The sequence below is a fragment of the Daquilactobacillus linshuiensis genome (genome assembly GCF_052828685.1).
Genome location: NZ_CM128255.1, coordinates 898,186 through 918,121 on the forward strand (window position 1 = coordinate 898,186; position 19,936 = coordinate 918,121).

At 30.1% G+C, this 19,936-nt stretch carries 20 protein-coding genes and 1 other annotated feature; of the genes, 10 read left to right on the forward strand and 10 right to left on the reverse strand.

Going from position 1 to position 19,936, the window contains the following annotated elements:
* Positions 1–54 precede the first annotated feature (54 nt).
* The 3 genes from argS to ACUV9F_RS04675 form a co-directional block, all read right to left on the reverse strand.
* On the reverse strand, positions 55–1,749 hold the full coding sequence (argS, locus tag ACUV9F_RS04665) for an arginine--tRNA ligase (RefSeq protein ID WP_446183204.1): 1,695 nt from the start codon (positions 1,747–1,749) through the stop codon (positions 55–57).
* A 242-nt stretch (positions 1,750–1,991) separates the two neighbouring features.
* The gene (locus tag ACUV9F_RS04670) at positions 1,992–2,357 is read right to left on the reverse strand and encodes an iron chaperone (RefSeq protein ID WP_446183205.1); all 366 of its coding nucleotides are present in this window, start codon (positions 2,355–2,357) and stop codon (positions 1,992–1,994) included.
* A gap of 50 nt (positions 2,358–2,407) precedes the next feature.
* Entirely contained in the window at positions 2,408–2,560 is a 153-nt protein-coding gene (locus ACUV9F_RS04675; protein WP_446183206.1) for a hypothetical protein, read from the reverse strand.
* Between the two features lie 146 nt (positions 2,561–2,706).
* Here ACUV9F_RS04675 and ACUV9F_RS04680 point away from each other — a divergent pair, with 146 nt between their 5' ends.
* The 6 genes from ACUV9F_RS04680 (at position 2,707) to ACUV9F_RS04705 (ending at position 6,232) form a co-directional block, all read left to right on the forward strand.
* Positions 2,707–2,955 carry a zinc ribbon domain-containing protein gene (locus ACUV9F_RS04680; RefSeq protein ID WP_446183207.1) on the forward strand — a complete coding sequence of 83 codons (249 nt, stop codon included), beginning with the start codon at positions 2,707–2,709 and terminating at the stop codon, positions 2,953–2,955.
* 30 nt (positions 2,956–2,985) lie between these two features.
* Positions 2,986–3,816, forward strand: a complete 831-nt coding sequence (locus ACUV9F_RS04685) for an NAD(P)H-hydrate dehydratase (protein WP_446183208.1) — start codon at positions 2,986–2,988, stop codon at positions 3,814–3,816.
* A 78-nt stretch (positions 3,817–3,894) separates the two neighbouring features.
* Positions 3,895–4,218 carry a PadR family transcriptional regulator gene (locus ACUV9F_RS04690; protein ID WP_446183209.1) on the forward strand — a complete coding sequence of 108 codons (324 nt, stop codon included), beginning with the start codon at positions 3,895–3,897 and terminating at the stop codon, positions 4,216–4,218.
* Between the two features lies 1 nt (position 4,219).
* Positions 4,220–4,552: a DUF1048 domain-containing protein gene (locus ACUV9F_RS04695; RefSeq protein ID WP_446183210.1), complete on the forward strand. Its 333-nt coding sequence runs from the start codon at positions 4,220–4,222 to the stop codon at positions 4,550–4,552.
* Position 4,553: 1 nt separating this feature from the next.
* Positions 4,554–5,444 carry an ABC transporter ATP-binding protein gene (locus ACUV9F_RS04700; protein WP_446183211.1) on the forward strand — a complete coding sequence of 297 codons (891 nt, stop codon included), beginning with the start codon at positions 4,554–4,556 and terminating at the stop codon, positions 5,442–5,444.
* Positions 5,445–5,446: 2 nt separating this feature from the next.
* On the forward strand, positions 5,447–6,232 hold the full coding sequence (locus tag ACUV9F_RS04705) for an ABC transporter permease (protein ID WP_446183212.1): 786 nt from the start codon (positions 5,447–5,449) through the stop codon (positions 6,230–6,232).
* Between the two features lie 26 nt (positions 6,233–6,258).
* Here the strand turns inward: ACUV9F_RS04705 and ACUV9F_RS04710 are convergent, their stop codons facing one another.
* The 6 genes from ACUV9F_RS04710 to ACUV9F_RS04735 form a co-directional block, all read right to left on the reverse strand.
* On the reverse strand, positions 6,259–7,908 hold the full coding sequence (locus tag ACUV9F_RS04710) for a putative polysaccharide biosynthesis protein (RefSeq protein ID WP_446183213.1): 1,650 nt from the start codon (positions 7,906–7,908) through the stop codon (positions 6,259–6,261).
* 128 nt (positions 7,909–8,036) lie between these two features.
* On the reverse strand, positions 8,037–8,594 hold the full coding sequence (gene apf / locus ACUV9F_RS04715) for an aggregation-promoting factor (RefSeq protein WP_446183214.1): 558 nt from the start codon (positions 8,592–8,594) through the stop codon (positions 8,037–8,039).
* Positions 8,595–8,908: 314 nt separating this feature from the next.
* Positions 8,909–11,548 carry a valine--tRNA ligase gene (locus ACUV9F_RS04720; RefSeq protein WP_446183215.1) on the reverse strand — a complete coding sequence of 880 codons (2,640 nt, stop codon included), beginning with the start codon at positions 11,546–11,548 and terminating at the stop codon, positions 8,909–8,911.
* Between the two features lie 50 nt (positions 11,549–11,598).
* Positions 11,599–11,786 (reverse strand) — a binding site (T-box leader).
* A 38-nt stretch (positions 11,787–11,824) separates the two neighbouring features.
* Positions 11,825–13,042, reverse strand: coding sequence for a tRNA uracil 4-sulfurtransferase ThiI (gene thiI, locus ACUV9F_RS04725; RefSeq protein ID WP_446183216.1), 1,218 nt, complete (start codon positions 13,040–13,042; stop codon positions 11,825–11,827).
* Positions 13,043–13,052: 10 nt separating this feature from the next.
* Positions 13,053–14,198, reverse strand: a complete 1,146-nt coding sequence (locus ACUV9F_RS04730; protein ID WP_446183217.1) for a cysteine desulfurase family protein — start codon at positions 14,196–14,198, stop codon at positions 13,053–13,055.
* Positions 14,199–14,276: 78 nt separating this feature from the next.
* Positions 14,277–15,971, reverse strand: a complete 1,695-nt coding sequence (locus ACUV9F_RS04735; RefSeq protein ID WP_446183218.1) for a septation ring formation regulator EzrA — start codon at positions 15,969–15,971, stop codon at positions 14,277–14,279.
* Between the two features lie 322 nt (positions 15,972–16,293).
* Between ACUV9F_RS04735 and rpsD the strand changes: the two genes are divergently transcribed.
* Positions 16,294–16,902, forward strand: a complete 609-nt coding sequence (gene rpsD, locus ACUV9F_RS04740) for a 30S ribosomal protein S4 (RefSeq protein ID WP_446183219.1) — start codon at positions 16,294–16,296, stop codon at positions 16,900–16,902.
* Between the two features lie 39 nt (positions 16,903–16,941).
* Here the strand turns inward: rpsD and ACUV9F_RS04745 are convergent, their stop codons facing one another.
* On the reverse strand, positions 16,942–17,511 hold the full coding sequence (locus tag ACUV9F_RS04745; RefSeq protein WP_446183220.1) for a DUF1054 family protein: 570 nt from the start codon (positions 17,509–17,511) through the stop codon (positions 16,942–16,944).
* Positions 17,512–17,570: 59 nt separating this feature from the next.
* Here ACUV9F_RS04745 and ACUV9F_RS04750 point away from each other — a divergent pair, with 59 nt between their 5' ends.
* The 3 genes from ACUV9F_RS04750 to ACUV9F_RS04760 all read left to right on the forward strand — a co-directional run bounded on the left by ACUV9F_RS04750 (position 17,571) and on the right by ACUV9F_RS04760 (position 19,927).
* Complete coding sequence (locus ACUV9F_RS04750; RefSeq protein ID WP_446183221.1) at positions 17,571–18,845, forward strand: replication-associated recombination protein A; 1,275 nt, start codon at positions 17,571–17,573, stop codon at positions 18,843–18,845.
* Between the two features lie 256 nt (positions 18,846–19,101).
* Positions 19,102–19,386 (forward strand): hypothetical protein, encoded by a 285-nt coding sequence (locus tag ACUV9F_RS04755; protein WP_446183222.1) that lies wholly within the window; start codon positions 19,102–19,104, stop codon positions 19,384–19,386.
* 64 nt (positions 19,387–19,450) lie between these two features.
* Positions 19,451–19,927, forward strand: coding sequence for a universal stress protein (locus ACUV9F_RS04760; RefSeq protein ID WP_446183223.1), 477 nt, complete (start codon positions 19,451–19,453; stop codon positions 19,925–19,927).
* The last annotated feature ends 9 nt before the right edge of the window (positions 19,928–19,936 follow it).

Here is a 19,936-nt window from a genome sequence, read left to right on the forward strand (position 1 = left end):
ACTATATTAAACTTTTTTTAAACAGAAAAAAAGGTCACATGAATGTGACCTTTCTTACATTTCTTCTGGAGCATTAACGCCTAATAATGCTAAAGACATTGTTAACACTATTGAAACTGATTTTACCAATGCTAATCTAGCATTTTTTTGTTCATCATCTGCCAATATTTTACTATGTGCATAATATTGGTTAAATGATTTTGCAAGTCGTAAAGAATATTTAGCAATTACAGATGGTTCATATTCTCTAAGAGCACGCTGTAAAACATCAGGGAAATTACCAAGTAACTTAATAGTATCCCAAGCATTACTGTCGTTAATTGAAAGATTGTCAGTTGATAAATAATCTTCATTATCTACTTTTCTTAAGATGCTTAAAGCTCTTGCATTAGAATATTGAACATATGGACCTGTTTCTCCTTCAAATCTAACAACTTCTTGTAAATCAAAATCAAATGAATCTCGACGCTCATTTTTTAAATCATGAAAGACTACCGCTCCAACTCCTACTTGTTTTGCAACTAATTCTTTATTTTCAAGTTTTGGATTTTTTTCTTCAATTTGTTTTAGAGCAAGACTTTCAGCATCATTTAAAACTTCATCAAGTAAAATAACATTGCCTTTACGAGTTGAAAGTTTTTTCCCTCCAGTTGTAATTAATCCGAACTGAATATGCTCGATATCATCAGACCAATCATAGCCCATAAGATTTAATACAGTTTTTAACTTCTTAAAATGCTCTGTCTGTTCTTGGCCAACAACATATAATGACTTAGCAAAGTCATATGTTTTTTTACGATATATAGCAGCAGCTAGGTCTCTTGTGATATATAATGTTGCTCCATCTGATTTTTTAATTAATGCTGGGGATAAGTTTTCATCTGATAAATCAACAATTTCTGCTCCACGACTTTCAACTAACAATCCCTTATCTTCAAGCTCATTTACAACATCATCCATCTTATCATTGTAAAATGCTTCACCATTATAAGAGTCAAAAGTTACACCCAAGCGATCATAGATACGGTTAAATTCTTTTAATGACTCTTCTCTAAACCATTTCCATAGTTGCAAGGCCTCTTGATCACCATCTTCAATGCGCTTAAACCATGCGCGTGCTTGATCATCTAATTCCGGTTTTTCTTCTGCTTCTTCATGGAATTTTACATAATATTTTAAAAGGTTAGTAATCGGATCTTTTTTAACATCTTCTTCAGATCCCCATAATTTATAGGCAACTATTAATTTACCAAACTGTGTTCCCCAGTCACCCAAGTGATTAATTTTAACAGGGTTATATCCAAGTTTAGTAATGATTTTTGAAATTGAATTTCCAATTACTGTTGATCTTAAATGTCCCATTGACATAGGTTTAGCAATATTAGGTGATGACATATCAATCGTTACATTTCTATTCTCACCTTGTTGTGTATTTCCATAATTCATATTTTCAGTCAAAATTATATGCAAAATGTCATTTGAATAAGCCGACTTATCCGTGAAAAAATTAATATATGCACCTTTTGATTCAACTTTTTCAAAACTATCTTTTTCAATTTTTTCAACTAACTCGCTTGCAATTATATTAGGTGCTTTGTGCAATTCTTTAGCTAAAATAAATGTTGGAAAAGCATAGTCACCAAGATCTGATGACTTAGGAATTTCAATTAAATCCGTAATTTTTTCAATAGTAATTGTTTCAGGTAAAACTTTACTTAATTCTTCTACCACTAAATTTTTAAAATCCATATTATCCTCCAAGTTTAATAAAAATAAAAAAACCTCATCTCTTAATAAATAAAGAGACGAGATTTTCCCGCGGTACCACTCTAATTGATTGTTATCCACTCATTAATTATTCAAAAAAATCATTGAGGTGCGCACTTAACTAAAATTAATCAGCTTACACTATCCTGATCTCGCTAAGAATTCTCCGTTAATTATTCCTCAAGTATTAATTGAATATTATCATATAACAAGTAGTTAAACAATTAATTTTGTAACATTTTTTGCTCTATTCGTATTTTTAAAATCTCTTTAACAAAAGCATCTAGGCCATCATCATCTTTAGGAATTCTTACTGTACCTTTCGAAAATGAATAGTTCTTCAATATATTCTGTTTTAAAGCTTCATCAATTCCTTCAGCCGTTGGATATATTCCTAAATGATGTTTTGCAATTCCAAAATAAATTAGTGGACCATTAAAGTAGTATCCACATAATTGATAAGATAATCTTTCTTCGCAGTCAACCGGAGCAAGTTCAAAAATGATTCTGCGAACATGCTCAGCTAATTTTTTATCGCTGTCTTCTTTTAAATTTTTTATGTAATTATCTATATCTTTATTTTTTTTCATGATTTTCCTATAAATTTCCCACAAAAAAAGGGAGCATATTGCTCACCTTTTTATGCACTCTGTTTTTGCAATGACTTAATAGCATCTTTTATTGTAACGCCTGTACCTGATTTAAAATCATTATTAATATCAGTAGCAATAAAAATTTGTTTGTCTGTATCTAGTGAAATACGATACATATTATTCATATTAATATTTTTCATAATATAAATACCTTCCTTTCGATGTTACTAGGAGGCAGCGAAATATCTTATATAATGTATACCCTTTCATCACTATTGTCAACAAATAACTCAAATAATTGATATGTTATACTATAAATATTCAATCTTCATAAAGGGGAAACTATATGGAAAAATTTTGTCAAAGCTGTGGAATGCCTCTTACAGTTGATAATGTAGCTGAAGGAAGTAATAAATATTGTAATCTATGCTTCAAAAATGGTGAATTTATTGAACCTAACATTACTTTTCAAGAAATAAAAGAACGAGGATTAAATGGTATATCAGAAAGTAACGATTCTCTTCTTAAAAAATTTATTTTAAAACTGACATTTCCAATGATGTTGAAAAAATTAGAAAGATGGAACAAAAAGTAATGTAAATACATTACTTTTTTATTTTAAAGAATGAATACAATACAAATTAATAAATCCATTTTAAATATAATAAAATCAAGACCAATAAACTCACACAAAGGAACATTTGGAAAAGTACTAGTTATAGCTGGAAGCAAAAATTATGGTGGTGCAGCAATTTTAAGTTCATCAGCAACCCTATACTCAGGGGCTGGCTTAGTAACTCTTGCAACAGATCCAACAATTTTTTCTGCTGTTAATACTAAAACACCTGAAATTATGACCTTTAATTACAATGATGATTTATCAAAAATCATTAAAAAAAATGATATTATACTAATTGGTCCTGGACTAGTAACTTATGATTCAAGAAACCTGTTACTTGAAGTTATAAAAAACACTTCAAATAATCAAACTGTAGTTATAGATGCATCATCAATTCAATATTTAACAATAGATCTATTAAATTCATCAAAAGCAAAAATAATTATTACTCCACACCAAATGGAATGGCAAAATAACTCTGGTATTAAAATTCAAGATCAAAATGACAAAAATAATTTAACTTATTTATCTCAATTAAAAAAAGATTTTGTCCTTATACTTAAGAGTCATAAATCAAAAATATACACCTCAAAGTATATATACGAAAACATCCCTGGAAATCCAGGCATGGCAATTGGAGGTTCAGGCGATACACTTAGTGGAATTTTAGCCGGATTTATAGCTCAGTTTGGTTATTCAATTGACGCAATATGCGCTGCTTTATATACTCATAGTGATATAGCCAACGAATTATATAAGGAGAATTATATAGTGCTACCTGAAAAAATCATTCAATCATTACCTAAATATATGAAAAAAGCTCAATTAAATAATTGAGTTTTTTTATTGACGTTTTTACTACTTAGTATTATTATATACCAGAACTTAATTTTACAAGGTAGTGGAGGAATTACAATGAAAGGACTCACTGAATTATTAAAGGGTGTTCTAGAAGGAATTGTGCTACAAAAAATTAGTACAGGTGAAACTTACGGATATGAAATAACTAATTACTTAATTGAGCTGGGATTTGAAGATATTGTTGAAGGAACTGTATATACAGTTCTTTTACGACTTGAAAAAAAAGGATTACTAGAAGTAGAAAAAAGAAAATCAGTGCAAGGTCCTCCCAGAAAATTCTATTCACTTAACAATCAGGGAAAAAACTACTTAGAAGAATTTTGGAAAAACTGGTCTTTTATTAATGAAAAAATGGAACAAATAAAAGGAGAAAAATAATATGAATATTTTCAAAAAAATAATTGGTGATAAAAAAGCATATAAAGAATTTAAAGCAGAAATTAAAAAGCTACCAAAAGAGTACCAAATTGCATTTAATTCTTTACAAAGTTATATGTGGAATTTTTGGGGAGATGATAATTTTCAAGAAGCATTTGACGAACTACTTCATTTATTTCAAGAAAGTTCTATGGATAATATACCGATAAAAGATATTGTTGGTGACGATCCTGTTAAATTTGCAGATGAATTAATGTCTCAATACTCAGATCATCTATGGATTATTAAAATACAAAACAAATTAAGAAAAGAATTTAAACAATTGGAGAAATAAAATGCATGCAATTGAAATAAAGAATATTTCAAAGAAAATTAGTTCAAATCAAATATTAAATGGAATAAATTTAAATATAAATCAAGGTGAAATTTTTACCTTACTTGGGGAAAATGGTGCCGGTAAAACGACATTAATAAACATCCTAACAACCCTTAGTCTTCCAACATCAGGCACCATAAATATTATGGGAAATGATTTGAATAATAGTGAAGAAATAAGAAAATTAATTAGCTTGAATGCTCAAACTAATACAATAGACGATAACTTCACAGGATATGAAAACTTAAAACTAATTGCTGAATTGCGTAATATCAGTACGGATGAAATTACAATATTATCAAAAAAACTAAACTTAGAATCTTTTATAAAAAGAAAAGTTAAAACATACTCTGGAGGGATGAAACGTCGTCTAGACATTGCTATGTCACTTATTGGTAATCCTAAAATAATTTTTCTTGATGAACCAACAACTGGAATTGATCCCAAAAATAGAATTGAAATATGGAATATTATTAAAGAGCTAAAAAACTCAGGCAAAACTATTTTTCTCACTACTCAATATTTAGAAGAAGCCGATCATTTATCTGACTATATTGGAATTATAAATAATGGAAAAATTGTTTTATATGGTACACCAGAAGAAATAAAAAATGAAACAGAGTCCCTATTTTCAATTGAAATCACAAAAAAAGATGTACTTAAATCTATAACTTTACTTAACGAAGCTAATATTTCATTTAAGCAAAACAATTCTATTTTGATAATCCCAGAAAATGATATTCAAAAAACGTTAAAAATTTTAGTAGAAAACAAAATATTTTTCTTAGACTTTCACAAAATAAAACTAAGTTTAGAAAATGTGTTTTTAAAAACCATACAAAGGAGATAATCATGAATTCTTTAAGACAATTATTAATTCTTATAAGAAGAATCATTAAACAAAATCTAACTGATTTAGATACAGTTATTACTGTAATTATCACACCAATGTTCATGCTACTATTTTTTGTTTATATACTAGGTGGAAATATTTCCATGGGAAATAATGTAGTATCAAACTCAAAAATATATCTAACCTACTCTCTTCCTGGATTTTTACTTATAGCAATGTCAATGGGATCTGCTTATACGGCAGTAAGAATTAACCTTGATCAAACAAAAGGCTTTCTCAATAGACTGCACTCACTTCCAATTAAAAGATGGGTTATTTTAGGTTCTCATGTTGTAGCATCCGTTATTTTTATGTTAATGGCAGAGTTTACAATATTCATTGTCGGTTTACTAATTGGTTATGATCCAAAAGCCACACTATCTGAATATATTTTATTTATATTATTATCAATATTATTCGCATTTGCTGTAACTCTACTTGCAATTCCATTTTCATTAAAAGCAAAAGAAGCAGCCAGTGCAAGTGGATTTTCATACATTTTACTTATGTTATTATTTGTAAGTTCAGCTCTCATGCCAATAAATGGAATGGCAAAACCAATCAAATGGTTTGCAAAACACCAGCCTATGACACCTATTGTTGAAACTTCTAGGAACTTATTGAATAATAAATTTTCGTTTAATAGTTCTACTAATCTACAAGCAATTATTTGGTTAGTAAGTCTTATTATCATATTTAGTTTCTTAGCGTTTAATAAATATAAACAAGTCTATACAAAAAAATAAAGCAACGAGGTATAAACCTTGTTGCTTTATTTAATGCGCAATAATCTTCTAAACCTGTCCATCGAATATCCTAATATTTTATCAGCTAAATGCGATTTTAAAGTTAAATATGAATAAATATATCCACCAATACCAGCTTCTATTAATAGAATTATTAACCCAACAATTCTTCCAACATTACCAGTAAATTTATAAATAACTAAATCAATAAGAAATACTACAAGTAACATTTCTAATGAATAAATAATTATTTTTCCAACATTAGTTAGTGTTTGTGTTGGATTAATTTCGAATTCTTTTATTAATGTTTGTAACATTAACATCGAAGAAACTGTCATACCTAAAAATGTTGCCACTAATGGTCCAAATTCTTTAAATAAAACAATCATTGGATACTGGACTACTACTTTTACAGCTAATCCAATTAAAAGCTGTCTAATAGCTAGTTTATTTTTATATAATCCCTGCAAAATTGCACCCAATATTGTGAATAACCCCAAAATTATCGATAATATTGAAGAAAATTGTAACATTTTTATACCAATAGAATTATATACATAAAATGTAGTCCATAAAGAACGAGCAACTCCATACATCCCTATACTAGCTGGTATCATTACAAAAGAAAATAGTTGAAAAATTTTTGAGATTTCTTTTTTTATATTTTCTTTATCATTTTTTGCATGTGCCTGGGACAACAAAGGTATTGCTGCCTCTGATACAGCTACTGCTAATGATACGACTATCATAATTAGTTTATTGGAGTTAAATCCAAATAGTGCATACATTTGATCTAAAGTGGTTTTAGAATAACTACCTACTTTATTCATCATTAAATTAAATGTTGACTGATCAAAAGTTTGATACATTACTATACCTGATCCCATTATAATAAAAGGAATTGCCTGTTGAAATATTTCTAATAGTAATTTCTTATTATTAATATTAACTTCATTATTACTGTTTCTGGATAGATGTCTTAACTTTGGCAATTGTCTAATCAAATAATATCCAAGTAACGCCAAAGATATAATAGCTCCAACAAATGCAGCGAACGTTGATTGAGTTACTGCATTTACATAGTTACCATGTTGAACTTGCATGATTAAATAAGTTGCAAGTAACATATAAAATACTCTTGCTATCTGCTCTATTATTTGTGAAATCGCAGATGGTGCCATTTGTCCATATCCTTGAAAGTAACCACGTGTAATACTTAATATTGGAATAATTAATACAGCAAAACTCAATGACTTAAGAACAGGGATCGTAGTCATATCTCCACCTGCAAATATCTTAGCAAGATATTTAGTTCCAAAAAACATTACACCAGCAAAAATAATGCCTAAACCTATCATAAGCTTTAAGCCCTGTTTAAATAGTTTATTTCCAGCTGAATATTCATTAAGTGCATTATAATGTGAGATTTGCTTAGATATAGCACCAGGAATTCCGGCAGTTGATATAATCAAAAATTCACTGTATATATTATATCCCTTAGCGTATAAAGCATTAGCAGCCAAAGCAACCGCTGCAGTTCCCATCCATGCATTCCAAGGAATAATATATATAGCACCAAGTATTCTTGAAAATATACTTCCTGCAGTCATCCAAGCTGAACCTTTTACTAATGAACCATTAGTATCATTATTCATTGTCTTTTTTTTATCATTCATAATTAAGCCTTTCCTATGAAAGTATATTTTATCAAAAAAATGTAACAAGCAGCACATTTTTTTGATTTCTTAACATAAAAAAAGTATGTAAGACTTATCTTACATACTTTTTACTTAATCTATTAATCTTAGTACCAACCATGACTTAGCCAGAAATTCTTAGCTCCTTGCCATGAACCATAACGGCTGTATACGTAGTTATGAGCAACACGTTCTTGGTTAGCTGGTGAATAGTCACCATGTAAATATGCATCAGTTAATTGATAACGACCAATGAACATTCCATTTCTTGCGCTATATGAACCATGTGATTCACGCTGTGCAATCCATTCTTTAGCTGAATTTTCATCACCACTTACTGATGGTACATATGTTGATGCAGCTGGTGCAGCTACAGGAGCTGGTGTAGTAACAGCAGCTTGAACTGCTGGTGTAGCATTTGTAGTATTTTCTACCTTAGCATCTTTATCTAACTTCAATACTTGACCTGGTAAGATCAAATCGATATTTTTAATATCATTTAATTTTGCAATTGAATCAACAGTTGTATCATTTTCGTCAGCAATTTTTGACAAAGTATCGTTTGATTGAACTGTATATGTATCTGCAGCAAGTACACTAGTTGTTGTAGCTCCAGTTAAAAGTAGTACTCCTAAAAGACTAAAAGTTATTTTTGAAAGTTTCATAAAATCTCCTAAATATTTTGCTTTATTTAACAAAGACTACTTTAACATCTCATTATTACGAACAAATCAGAGAAAAATTACATGTATATTACATTAATATTTCTGAAAATGAGAAATATACAATTTAAAAAAAGCCTATTTGCTGGCTTTTTCATCTGAATATTCTTTAATAACAGTACTTTGAGCCAATTTCATTTTCATTATTTTCATTTCAAATAGTTTACACATTACAGAAATAATACAGATATTAAATCTGAAAATAAAAAAACATCTAATTTTTGAGTTTTACTTCAATTAAATGTTTTTTTAACAAATTATTTTTTAAGTTGATTAATTCTATCAACAATTTTTTCTTTTCTTTGTTCGTAAACAGACAATTTCTCACGTTGTTCATTTACAACGGCTTCTGGTGCCTTACTTACAAATTTTTCATTCGATAACTTTTTATTTACAAAATCAATATCTGCCTGAACCCTACCTAATTCTTCTTCTTGACGTTTAATTTCATCTTCAATATTAATTAATTCGGCCAAAGGTACGTAAACCTCTGCTCCATTGATTACTTCTGTCATTGCTAGTTCCGGAGCCTTAGCATTCAAATTAACATCTAAATTCTTAGGATGACCAAAACGTTCGATATATTCAATATTTTCTTCTATTGTAGCCTTAATATTTTCATCATGTGCCTTAATAATTATATCGACAGGATTAGATAAAGGTGCATTAGCATCTGAACGTATTTTTCTAATAGCTTTAATTAAATCTATTAAAGTGTTCATATTGTTTTTAGCAACATCATTTTCAAATTCTGAATGTATCGTTGGGTAATCTTTTAGTGAAATAGATTCTCCAATATGTTCCATACTCAACCAAATTTTTTCAGTTACAAATGGCATAATTGGATGCATTAATTTCAAAATTTGATCTAACACATACGCAAGTACATATCGTTTGTGAGATTTAGCATCTTCATCATCTCCATTTAAAGTAGCTTTACTCATTTCAATGTACCAATCACAAAAATCGTTCCAAATGAAGTTGTACATTGTTCGACCAACTTCACCAAAATCAAATTTTTCAAATAATATATTTACTTCACTTACTGTGTCGTTTAATTTAGCTAAAATCCAAGAATCTGACAAATCATTTTTGCTCATATCAGGAATTGACTCAACCGCTGGGGTTTCTTCTAAATTCATAATTACATAACGACTTGCATTCCATATTTTATTAATAAAATTCCAAGCTGCGTCCATCTTGTCATAACTAAATCTAGTATCTTGTCCTGGAGTTGAACCGTTCATTAAGAACCAACGTAACGCATCAGCACCATATTTTTCAATTACATCCATAGGGTCAATCCCATTGCCTAATGATTTACTCATCTTACGTCCTTGTTCATCACGAATAAGACCATGAATGACAACATCTTTAAATGGACTTTTTTCAGTGAATTTCAAACTTTGAAAAATCATTCTAGAAACCCAGAAGAAAATAATATCATAACCGGTAACAAGTGTATTAGTAGGGAAATATCTCTTATAGTCTTCACTATCTTCATTAGGCCAACCCATTGTTGAAAATGGCCATAATGCACTAGAAAACCAAGTATCTAAAACGTCATTTTCTTGTTCCCAATTTTCAATATCTTTAGGCTCAGTTTCACCGACATACATTTCCCCAGTTTTTTTGTTATACCAAGCAGGAATTCTATGTCCCCACCATAATTGACGTGATATTACCCAATCATGTACATTATCCATCCATTGATTATATGTATGTTCAAATCTATCAGGAACAAAGTTCACTTTGTTTTTGGTATCCTGATTTTTCAATGCGGCCTCTGCTAATGGTTTCATTTTAACAAACCATTGAGTTGATAAACGTGGCTCCACTTGTACACCTGAACGTTCTGAATGTCCTACACTATGTATCATTGGTTCAACTTTAATTAAAAATCCTTGTTCGTCTAAATCTTTAACTAATTCTTTTCTAGCCTCAAAACGATCCATACCATTATATTTACCTGTACGTTCATTCATTGTCCCGTCATCATTCATAACGTTTATTCTTTCAAGATCATGACGATTTCCAACTTCAAAGTCGTTAGGATCATGTGCAGGTGTGATTTTAACCATTCCTGTTCCAAATTCTTTATCAACGTGATGATCAGCAATTATTGGAATTTTTCTATCTGTTAATGGCAAAATCAATTCTTTTCCTACTAAATCAGTATATCTATCATCTGATGGGTTTACCGCAACTGCTGTATCACCAAACATTGTTTCTGGTCTAGTCGTTGCAATTTCAATGTCACCACTTCCGTCAGCAAATGGGTAACGGACATGATAAAATGCACCCTCATCATCTTGATGAATTACTTCTATATCAGAAAGTGCTGTTTGTAATTGTGGATCCCAATTGATAATGTATTCACCTCGATAGATTAGTCCTTCTTCATATAACTTAACAAAGACTTTTCTAACTGCTTTTGACAATCCTTCATCAAGGGTAAATCTTTCACGATCATAGTCTAATGATAATCCTAATTTACCCCATTGGGATTTGATTGTTGTTGCATATTCATCTTTCCATGCCCATACTTGTTCAACAAATTTTTCTCTTCCCATTTCATGACGATCTTTACCTTCAGAACGCAATTTGGCTTCAACTTTAGCTTGAGTAGCAATCCCAGCATGATCCATTCCTGGAAGATATAAAGTATCGTATCCTTGCATTCTTTTTAATCGAATTAAAGTATCTTGAATTGTTGTATCCCATGCGTGTCCTAAATGAAGCTTCCCTGTTACATTTGGAGGAGGAATAACTATCGAATATGGTTTAGCTGTTTTGTCACCTGATGGTTTAAAAACCTTTTTTTCTAGCCAGCTATCATATCGTCCTTTTTCAACATCAGTTGGATTATATTTAGGCTCCATATTTACTTCTTTCATTTTTAGTTCACCTCAGTAATTAATTTTTCAAATAAAAAAGCATTCGTCCATAATAGGACGAATGCTCGTGGTACCACCTAATTTTAAGAACACAAAGTGCTCTCCTCAAATAGATAACGGATATCCCGATCATTAGATGGCTCCCAAGTAACATTTTTCAGATTGATTGAATGATTTTCACCAAACTCATTCTCTCTAAAAATCAATTTCTAAAAAAACTCTCGTTCATAGCCTATAACAAAATATTAATGTAATTATTTTAACTCGTCAATAGAATTACAATAATTCACTAAATTCTTCTTCTTTTTCATCCAAGAATGTTTCTCCTGGCATAATAGTTGTTTCAACGATTCCTGATAAAGAACGACTAATTAGTCCGTCAACATCTAACTTAGCTTCAAAATCTCTTGCTTTTTGTAAATTAGGTCTTGTCTTGGGGCTTGGTGGAGCAAATACTGTACAACAATCTTCATAAGGTTGAACAGATAGGTTAAAAGTATCTATATCTTCAGCAATTTTTATTATCTCTGTTTTATCCATATTTGAAACAGGTCTTAAAATTGGTGTATTAGTAACATCGTTAATTGCCACCATACTTTCAAGAGTTTGAGATGCTACTTGACCTACAGCTTCACCATTAAATATAGCTAACCCATCGTTTTTTTCTCTTATTAAATCAGTTAACCTCATCATGAATCTTCTTTGAACAGTCATTAAATATCCTTCAGGCAATTCTGATTTAATTGTTTCTTGTATCTCCGTGAATGGCACTGCAATAAATTTAATTGGTCCAGAAAATGCAGCCAATTTCCCTGTAAGTTCCTTAGCTTTTTTTAGAGCATTCTCACTTGTATATGGTGGACTGTAAAAATGAACCATTTCTATTTCAACGCCACGCTTCATAGCTAAGTAACCAGCAACTGGAGAATCGATTCCTCCAGATAACATTAATTCTGCCTTACCTGCTGTTCCAACAGGAAGTCCACCAGCACCTTTAATAGTTTGATTTGATAAATAAATACCATCTTGTCTTACTTCAACTAATAACTTAATATCTGGTTTTCTCATTTCCACAGAAATACCAGGAATATTAGTATAGATATAATCTCCAAGTTGCAAGTTTATTTCATTAGTATCTAATTCATATTCATGATCAGATCTTTTGGTGTTTACTTTAAAAGACATCCCTTCTTTATAAACTTCTTTCATCATCTCAAGTGCCACTTCTTTAACATCTTCAAAGTTTTTAGAAACTTTAACACTTGGTGAAAAAGTTTGTATTCCAAAGACCTTTTTTAATCTGGTCATCACTTCTTCATAGTCGGCACCATTGAGTTGTATATGCATTCTATCGCGATGTGGTCTAATACTTAATCCATCAATTCCATTTAAAACTTTAGTAACATTGCCGTTTAATCTACTAATGAAATCTTTACGGTTTTTACCCTTAGTTGACAATTCGCCATAGCGAACCATTATTTCTGTATAATTCATGAACTCATCCTTAATTTAAAATTTGAAAGTGATTATATATCTCATCTAAAGCATTTATAAATGATAACATTTCCTTTTTAGTATTGGTATCATCTAAACTAACTCTTACTGCACTAGTTGCAATCTTTTCATCTACGTGCATTGCTTTTAAAGTTCCTGATTCAACACCTTTTTTAGATGAGCAAGCACTTGTAGTTGATATATAAATATCATATTGTTCAAATGCATGAACAATTGTTTCTCCACGTGCACCGTGAAGTGAAAAACATACTATATTAGGTGCAAAATTTTCATCAACTGGAGAAAATATTGTTACATTCTCCATTTTACTTAGATGATCAATTAACATTTTTTTTATTTCTAACTGATTTTGAGCAGACATTTTTTCATCTGTTTTTAACATACGTAACGATTTTGCCATTGCTGCTATTGCAGGTGTATTTTCAGTCGTACTACGTTGATTATTTTCTTGGCCCCCACCTGTCAATAAATCTTCTATTCGTTTGCCTTCTTTATAATAAATAAAGCCGACTCCTCTAGGTGCATGAAATTTATGTCCCGAAAATGTCATAAAATCAACTCTATCATTCATAAACTTGCCGTCTAAGCCCTTACCAATTGCTTGAACAGCATCAACATGAAAATGAATTGTTGGATAATCTTTTAAAATTTCTCCTATTTCGTTGATAGGCTGTACAGAGCCAATTTCATTATTCACAGCCATTATAGAAACCAATATTGTATCTTTTCTTATGGCGTTTTTAACATCCTCAGGTCTTACAAATCCATTTTTATCTACTGGTAAATATGTTACTTCAAAACCTAATTTTTCCAATTGTTTTACTGTATTAAGAACAGCTGGATGTTCAATTGAACTAGTAATAATATGCTTACCAAAAACACGTTTTTCCATTGCTGTTCCTTTAATAACCCAATTATCGCCTTCAGTTCCACCACTAGTAAAATATATTTCTGAAGATTTAACATTCAATAAATCTGCTATTTGTTGACGTGATGCTTCCAATAATTGAAATGCTTTTTCACCATATTTATGAAGACTTGAAGGATTTCCATAAAAATCTTCACTTACTTTTTGATATGTTTTTAAAACTTCAGAATTAATCTTTGTTGTAGCACTATTATCAAAATAAATCATTTTATCTACCACCATTTCAAATAAAAAAGCCGTTCGCGCGGCTTTTTTTCTTTCAATATAATATACCATTTTAATAAATCATGCATCCATTGTATCTTTTAATCTCTTAATTGAACCTGGCTCAACTTTTTCCAAGCCATCAGATATCACTTTTAATGCACGCTTATAGTCAAATTCTTGATCGAATAATTTCTTTGATAGTTGAGAAGCAAATCTAACTTCCTCATCTGAATTTATATATCTATTAGAATATTGAATTGCCATCTCAGTAAGTTTAACATCTGAAATTAAATCTTTTGTCTTTTGTTCAAGATTATTTAAATCTTCTTGAACAATAATTGATTGTTTTGAAATATCTTCAATATTTATTCTTGTTTCATTTAATTGATCTTCTAACTTAGCAATCTCAGTTGATACCATTTTAAAATAATCTAGATATTCTTTAGGAAGTCCTCGTAACCTCATTTGGTCAACTTCTCTTTTTTGATTCCTAAGACTATTATAAAAATTATCTACACTAACTTTAGCAACTTTTTCACTATTTATCATTTGTTGAATATTTTCATGAGTAGCTAATTGTTGCTCTTCTATTTCTGTAAGTCTTTTTTTAGTCTCTTGATAAAATTTTAAAATTTCGGAATATATAACACTGTCTGTCGACATTTCTTCTGAATATTGATTATATTGTTCGATTAATTCATAAATTTCATTTTTACTACTTTCAACAAATGTCTTTTCATCATTTAATAGTATAAAGTGACGTTCAATTTCATTTATATCTTTTAATAAATATTCATTTTGATGATGAGCATGCTGCAAGAAATCAAATATAGAATTATTAATTTTTGAAACTTCATTTTTTGCTTTGGCTTCTTTTTCTAAAGTATCATATAAGCTTTCAATTTTTTGAGCAATATTTTTATTCATTTCCGTTACTGCTCCAAAATCAAAAATCGCTAGTTTTTCTTTTGAATCAGCAATTTTATCAGTAACTTCTATAATACCATCATCAATACTTGGCTTTGGAAAATCATACTTTTGAGTTTTCATTTTTTCATAAACTGATTCAATCTCATCTAATTGGCCCGGGAAAACATCAATTAACTTTTGATAAAGAGGTTCAATTTGTTTCATCTGCCAATCTGTTCTATCAATATCTTTTTTTATACTGTCTAATAAATTCTTTGCCTCTAAGTGATCACCTTTTTGAGTTAATTCAGACTCTTTAGAAAATTGAACCTCAAGCTGTTTTAATTCTTCCTCTAATTTAGGAGCAGTTGGGCCGTATATAAAGGACTTCGTAAGTAATTGTTTTCTAATTTCTTGATATTTATTCTTATACTCAGTACTTTGAGATGCATTCTTCTTTGTACTATCAGCCAACTTTATAAGACCAAGATTTGCTTTATTTATCTCTTCTTTAACTTTATCAATCTCTTTAAATTTAGTTTTTAATTGAGAATGAACACTAAAAACTTTAAATTTTGAATTATCTTCTTGAATTTCTTCTAGTTCACTGTTAATTATCGGGATTGAATTATCAACAATATTATTGTATATATCTATCTGATTTTGATAACTTTTTAAACTAGCTCCAGTGAATTGGATGCTTTGAAGATCATCAATCATCTTTTTTATATTACCGATTTTTAGTAAGTCGATACGGTCTTGAGCCTCAATTAAATCCTTTTCGTTTTTATTTGACATATACCAAACAAAAACCACAATTAGGATAAGAATAACTACAATTGCGATAAAAATGTTTAACGCCAAAATTCCCACCTCAGTCTATAATTTACATTACTTTTAATTATAGCAAACCCCTTCCATAAATATTTAACATCTTTAAACAACTTTTAATAAAATTAACAATTGCATTACCGTAATTATCTTGACTAATACACCTATTATCGGTATGATATCACTTGTGTAAAATAATGCAGCGATAAGTGGCAAGCTCGTCAACAGTTCAACGCGTAATAGCTCAATTGTGTAACCTACGGCTGCAAAGGTGAAGATTGAAAAGCGAACTGAACGAATGCAGAACTTATAGTTATATATTATTTTACTCCAAAAAAAATTGGAGGACATTTATATGTCAAGATATACAGGACCAAGATGGAAATTATCACGTCGTTTAGGAATCTCACTTTCAGGAACAGGTAAGGAATTAGCTCGTCGTCCTTACGCACCTGGTCAACATGGTCCAAATAGTCGTGGAAAAGTTTCTGAATACGGTACACAACTTAAAGAAAAACAAAAATTACGTTTTATGTATGAATTAAATGAACGTCAATTCCGTAACTTATTTATTCGTGCCGGTAAAATGGACGGAATTCACGGTGCTAATTTGATGGCTCTTCTTGAAACAAGACTAGATAACGTTGTTTATCGCTTAGGTTTAGCTTCAACAAGACCACAAGCTCGCCAATTAGTAAACCATGGTCACATTTTAGTTGATGGAAAACGTTTAGATATTCCTTCATACGAAGTTAAACCTGGACAAGTTATCTCATTAAGAGAAAAATCAAAAGATTTAACAATCGTAAAAGAAGCTCTTGAATCAGTTGTTGGACGTCCAGCATTTGTAAGCTTTGACGAAAACACAAATTCAGGTTCACTTATTAGACTTCCAGAACGTGAAGAACTAAACCCAGAAATTGATGAATCATTAGTTGTTGAATTCTACAACCAAATTCTTTAATACTGGATATTCAAAAAGCATTCCGCTTGGAATGCTTTTTTATTTTTCAAATTTATTTAAAATATCAAATAAAATAGGCAGATTATTTATCATTTCTTCATTCAAAAATGATTCTCTTTCATATTTAAAGCCAATAACCAAGTCTGCACTTTTAACATTTAAATATCTATTCACTATTTTTTTAAAATTTTTTTTATCCATTAATTCTAAATCACTATTTGTATGATCTCCAGATATCCCTAAGCCCTTATTAAATTGAATATTATCATTTAAAATTTCAACTATTTGTTTCCTATCTGATAATTCTGTTAAAAAAGAAATATTAGTAAAAAAGCAATCAGGCCAAAAACCAAGCTCTAAGTGTGGATATGCTTTATACCCTCTTTTATTCATACTAATAGCAAACCAAGTATCAGGCGGTGGATTTTTATGTCTTCGAAGATGTTTGGCAATGTGTATGTATAGATCTTTAGAAAAATCTTTTTGATATTCTTTCAATAAATCATTACCAAATTTTTCGAATTTAGGATCAATTATTTCTTTTATTTTTTCTAGCCTACCGTTTAATGTAGGATCTTGAAAAACTTCAAAGTCTTTCGAATTAAACATTTTTACCTCCTAGCATTTTATTGATACTATAAACATATACAAATTTAAGGAGTATTTCAATGCAACAACCACTTGCTTATAAAATGAGGCCAAAAACAATTGATGATATTGTTGGTCAAGAACACTTGGTAGGACCTGGAAAAATAATTAGAAGAATGGTTAATGCCAAGCTATTATCTTCAATGATTTTATATGGTCCACCTGGAATTGGAAAAACAAGTATTGCTAGTGCAATTGCTGGAAGTACAAAATATGCTTTTCGTACTTTAAACGCTGCTACTGATGGACAAAAAGAACTAAAAATTGTCGCTGAAGAAGCAAAGCTAAGTGGCACAGTAGTCTTATTACTCGATGAAATACATAGACTTAATAAAACAAAGCAAGATTTTTTATTACCTCTACTTGAGCAAGGATCAATAATACTAATTGGTGCTACAACAGAAAATCCATATATAAATATCAACCCTGCCATACGTTCAAGAACTCAAATTTTTGAACTTAAACCATTACAAGAAAAAGATTTAAAAAAAGCTGTTTTTCGTGCCTTATCAGACAAAGAAAATGGACTAGGTAATCTTAATCTAAAACTTGACGACAACGCGCTTGAGTTGCTAGTTACATCATCAAACGGTGATTTAAGAACTATATTAAATGGATTAGAGCTAGCGGCCAAATCCACAAAGCCTGGCACGGATGAGATTATTCATTTAACTTTAGAAGTTATTCAAGAGTCTATTCAAAAAAAAGCAATCACCGCAGATAAAGATGGAGATGGTCACTATGACGTGGTTTCAGCTTTTCAAAAATCAATTCGAGGTAGCGATGCAAATGCTGCATTACATTACATGGGTAGATTGCTTGAAGCTGGTGATTTAATTTCAGTTGTTAGAAGATTAACTGTTTGTGCTTATGAAGATATTGGTCTAGCTAACCCTCAAGCTTGTGCAAGAACCGTTGAAGCAACTCAGGCTGCTTTGTCATTAGGATTACCTGAAGCTAGAATTCCACTATCCGTGGCTATAATAGATCTTTGCTTAAGTCCAAAATCAAATTCCGCAATGGAAGCAATCGATGCAGCAATTTCAGATATTCAAACAAAAGATATTGGGTCTATACCTGATCATCTAAAAGATGCACATTATTCTGGCGCAAAAAAACTTGGCCATGGTACAGATTACAAATATCCACATAATTATCCAAATGATTGGATTGATCAACAATATTTACCCGATAAAATAAAGTCACAGTCATATTACACTCCTAAGACAACCGGAAAATATGAACAAGCATTAAAACTACAATATGATAAAATTAATCAGGCTCATAAAGATTGAAAAATATTCATATTGTTGATATGATAACGATATAAATACTTGAATGATTGATAGGCATTAAATTTAGTTGACTGAACAATTATTACATGTCCTTGGATTTGTTATTCATAACTATGATCAAGCTTTTGTGCAAAGTAGTGATTAATTATGAGACATCCTAATTCTATTTAAAAAAGCGGGGACAACTATAAAATGCTAAACGACATTTAAAGTATTTTAGCGGTTCATATAGAGCCGCTTTTTTATTGGAGGAATTATGATAATTAATATATTAATGATAATTTTTGGAATTGTTATGCTTATTATTTCGTATTATCTATATAAGCATACCAATACTCCATTTATTAAAATTAAACCAGAATATTTGACACAATATAAATTAACAACTAGATTTATTTCTATTTTATTCTTAATTGCTGGAATAATTAGTCTACTTACTATTGTTTTTAATAATAAAACTTTCAGTATTTTCGCTTTACTATTTGGAAGTATATGCGCTGCATATTATGCTATTTTTATTTCAAATAAATTTCATATATAAAACTTGTTAAAAGCATTACCTATGGTCTACAATGAAAGTATACAAAAGCAAATGAGGTGATACTATGTTACAACAATATACAAGTATCTTAGTTCCAGTAGATGGTTCTTTTGAGTCTGAGTTAGCATTCAAAAAAGCTGTTGAAGTTGCAAAAAGAAATAAATCAAAATTACATATCTTACATGTAATTGATACAAGGGCTTTTCAAAGTGTTTCAAGTTTCGATTCGGAAATGGTTGAACAAGTAACAGAAAAAGCAAAAGAAACAATTGATAGTTATGAAAAAACAGCTAAAGAAGAAGGAATAATAGATGTTGATTCTGCAATTGAGTATGGAGCTCCTAAAACCATAATTTCACATGAATTTCCGGAAAAAGTTGGTGTCGATTTAATAATGATTGGTGCTACTGGATTAAATGCAGTAGAACGTTTATTAATCGGTTCAGTAACTGAATACGTTACAAGAACTGCTAAATGCGATGTTTTAGTTGTAAGAACAGATTTAGACAATAAGAAACCATCTAAAAAAGCTGAGGAATAATTCCCCAGC

Bases quoted from the DNA above. Each gene is read 5' to 3' on its own strand.
- ACUV9F_RS04700 (WP_446183211.1), top strand. From the start codon at position 4,554: ATGCATGCAATTGAAATAAAGAATATTTCAAAGAAAATTAGTTCAAAT.
- ACUV9F_RS04670 (WP_446183205.1), bottom strand. From the start codon at position 2,357: ATGAAAAAAAATAAAGATATAGATAATTACATAAAAAATTTAAAAGAA.
- ACUV9F_RS04705 (WP_446183212.1), top strand. From the start codon at position 5,447: ATGAATTCTTTAAGACAATTATTAATTCTTATAAGAAGAATCATTAAA.
- ACUV9F_RS04745 (WP_446183220.1), bottom strand. From the start codon at position 17,511: ATGTTTAATTCGAAAGACTTTGAAGTTTTTCAAGATCCTACATTAAAC.
- ACUV9F_RS04750 (WP_446183221.1), top strand. From the start codon at position 17,571: ATGCAACAACCACTTGCTTATAAAATGAGGCCAAAAACAATTGATGAT.
- ACUV9F_RS04720 (WP_446183215.1), bottom strand. From the start codon at position 11,548: ATGAAAGAAGTAAATATGGAGCCTAAATATAATCCAACTGATGTTGAA.
- ACUV9F_RS04760 (WP_446183223.1), top strand. From the start codon at position 19,451: ATGTTACAACAATATACAAGTATCTTAGTTCCAGTAGATGGTTCTTTT.
- ACUV9F_RS04680 (WP_446183207.1), top strand. From the start codon at position 2,707: ATGGAAAAATTTTGTCAAAGCTGTGGAATGCCTCTTACAGTTGATAAT.
- apf (WP_446183214.1), bottom strand. From the start codon at position 8,594: ATGAAACTTTCAAAAATAACTTTTAGTCTTTTAGGAGTACTACTTTTA.
- rpsD (WP_446183219.1), top strand. From the start codon at position 16,294: ATGTCAAGATATACAGGACCAAGATGGAAATTATCACGTCGTTTAGGA.
- ACUV9F_RS04675 (WP_446183206.1), bottom strand. From the start codon at position 2,560: ATGAAAAATATTAATATGAATAATATGTATCGTATTTCACTAGATACA.
- thiI (WP_446183216.1), bottom strand. From the start codon at position 13,042: ATGAATTATACAGAAATAATGGTTCGCTATGGCGAATTGTCAACTAAG.
- ACUV9F_RS04710 (WP_446183213.1), bottom strand. From the start codon at position 7,908: ATGAATGATAAAAAAAAGACAATGAATAATGATACTAATGGTTCATTA.
- ACUV9F_RS04695 (WP_446183210.1), top strand. From the start codon at position 4,220: ATGAATATTTTCAAAAAAATAATTGGTGATAAAAAAGCATATAAAGAA.
- argS (WP_446183204.1), bottom strand. From the start codon at position 1,749: ATGGATTTTAAAAATTTAGTGGTAGAAGAATTAAGTAAAGTTTTACCT.
- ACUV9F_RS04730 (WP_446183217.1), bottom strand. From the start codon at position 14,198: ATGATTTATTTTGATAATAGTGCTACAACAAAGATTAATTCTGAAGTT.
- ACUV9F_RS04690 (WP_446183209.1), top strand. From the start codon at position 3,895: ATGAAAGGACTCACTGAATTATTAAAGGGTGTTCTAGAAGGAATTGTG.
- ACUV9F_RS04685 (WP_446183208.1), top strand. From the start codon at position 2,986: ATGAATACAATACAAATTAATAAATCCATTTTAAATATAATAAAATCA.
- ACUV9F_RS04755 (WP_446183222.1), top strand. From the start codon at position 19,102: ATGATAATTAATATATTAATGATAATTTTTGGAATTGTTATGCTTATT.